This window comes from Nocardia sp. NPDC004722 (assembly GCF_053601505.1).
The window spans coordinates 1-2024 of the sequence record NZ_JBSGBY010000960.1 but is presented as its reverse complement, the minus strand read 5'-3'; the positions used below and the strand labels follow the sequence as shown (position 1 = coordinate 2024).

Sequence of the window (2024 nt, the reverse complement as noted above, 5' to 3'; positions counted from 1 at the left end):
GCGGAGCCTGGGCGGCGGAACCGGAGTCCGTCTGAATCGGTCCCGTCACTGGGTGATTCGGGTCCGTCGCGGGATCGGTGTCCGGCCGCGCTTCGTTCGGATGGCCGCCGTGATCGCCGGTGGCCGTGGGCTGGTCGCCGGTGCTGTGGCCGTCACCTGTCGTGCCGGAGTCGGTACCGGTCGCATGGGTGTCGGGGCCTCGCTGCGGGCCGGAATCCGCAGCGCCGGACTCGTTCTGCGCATCGGCCTCGGGCCGCTCGCGTCTGCCGTCCACGCCCCCGCCCGGCGCTTGATGGTCGGCGGGCGGCGAGTCGTTGCCACTGTGCTCCGCGGGCGGCGCGTGATCGCCGCTCCCCGCGTCCGGTGCGCTGGTGGGATGCAGCGTCGCACCGCCGTCCCGCCCGCCGTCGGGCGCGGCTCCGTTCGTGTTGCCCTCGGGCGCTGCTCCATTCGTGTGGCCGTCGGGTGTCGCCCCGTTCGGGTGGCCGTCCGGTGCCGCCCCGTTCGTATGACTGTCGGGCGCTGCCCCGTTCGTGTGGCCCTCGGTGGGTGTTGTGACCGGTTCGGTGGTGTTGCCGGGATGCCCGTCTGCTCCGGGCTGGTCGAAGGTTCGGGTGCCGGTCGGCTCCGGCACGTGCACGCTGCCGTCGTGGGTCGGCACGTCCATCGGTCCGTTGTGGTTGGTCAGCCCGACCGATCCGTACAGCCCGCCGGGCCCGGCTCCGGCGAACGCGCCACCGGTGAGCGACCGCGGATCCAGCTCCCAGTTCCCGTTGACGACCCCGTTGCCGAGCCACGCGGCCCCGGCTCCGCCCAGCCCACCGGCGGCGCCGGTGACCGCACCGTTGAACGCGCCGCGCCACCCGCCCATATCGGTGGGCAGCGCCCGGTTCGCGCCGAAGCCGATCGCGCCGCCCGCCGCACCCGAGAACGCCGATACCGCAGCGTTCTTCGCGATGGCGTTCCAGTCGTAGCCGTGCCCGTGGCCGTCCATGTTCTGGATGGTCTGCACCGCGAGTTCCTGGCCCACGCCCTGCACGGTCGAGATGAACGCGCCCTTGCCGACCTCGTAGACGGCCTTGACCACGATCTCCTTGAGCACCTGATCGGTGATCCGATCCCCGATCAGCCGGGCGATGCGGCCCTCGAGCATCTCGCCCAGGGCCCGGAAGGCGGCCCGGCCCGCGAGCAGGGCCTCGGATTCGAAGAATCCCGCGAAGGGGCCGGTCGCGGCCGCCCAGGCGAGTTCGGCCAGCAGGAATCCGCCCGCGATATAGAAATTGATCTTCGCGCCCTGCAGCGAATCACCCATCTGGTCGGCGGCCTTGGACAGCTGCCGATAGTTGTCGCCGAACTCCTTGACCGACCCGTGCCCGGAGGCGTCCCCGTCGCGCAGCGGCTTCAGCCACGCCAGCACCGACTCGCCGCCGACGCCGTCCGGGTACGCCTTGTTGATGTCGTCCATCAGGCTGGTCAGCTCGTCGATGAGCGCATCCGACTGTCCCGCAACCGCTTCCAGGTCGCGGGCCATCTGCCACATCTGGTCCTCGTTGCCGTGTGGCCATTCGGAACCCACCAGCCAGCTCAGCCATTCGAGCCAGGATGGAAATTCCAGCGCCACAGGCCACCTCACGCCGGTCGGTTCTGATCTTGGCGAGACCGACTGTGCCACAGGGAAGCAGGTGAACTCAACACGAACGGGAAATGAGTTCGGAGTGGCCGGGTGGATACCGGCGGGCGGTGATAGTCTCCGCCCGAGAGGAGACCGCATGACGCCCGCCGATCCGGTGCGCACCGCCGAGACCGTCACACCCGGCTACGTGCTCTGCTACGAGTGCGACGGTGAGGGCCGCTGCCCGCGCTGCCACGGCGAGGGCTGGCTCGACAACGCGGGCAAGAAGCGCAAATGCCCGCTCTGCCATGCCCAGCGCCCTGCGCTGCCCCGGATCTCGAACACCACCGGCAATCACGACGGCGACGCCGTCCGCCTGGCTACGGACACCGAGGTGCGAAACCTGGTCATC

The 2024-nt window shown here is 70.5% G+C and carries 2 protein-coding genes; one reads left to right on the top strand and one right to left on the bottom strand.

Going from position 1 to position 2024, the window contains the following annotated elements:
- Window positions 1-1621: WXG100-like domain-containing protein (locus ACWELQ_RS44575; RefSeq protein WP_452403000.1), on the bottom strand; the 1621-nt coding region annotated here is incomplete at its 3' end.
- 148 nt (window positions 1622-1769) lie between these two features.
- Here ACWELQ_RS44575 and ACWELQ_RS44570 point away from each other — a divergent pair.
- The coding region (locus tag ACWELQ_RS44570; RefSeq protein WP_452402999.1) for a hypothetical protein at window positions 1770-2024 on the top strand (255 nt) is incomplete at its 3' end.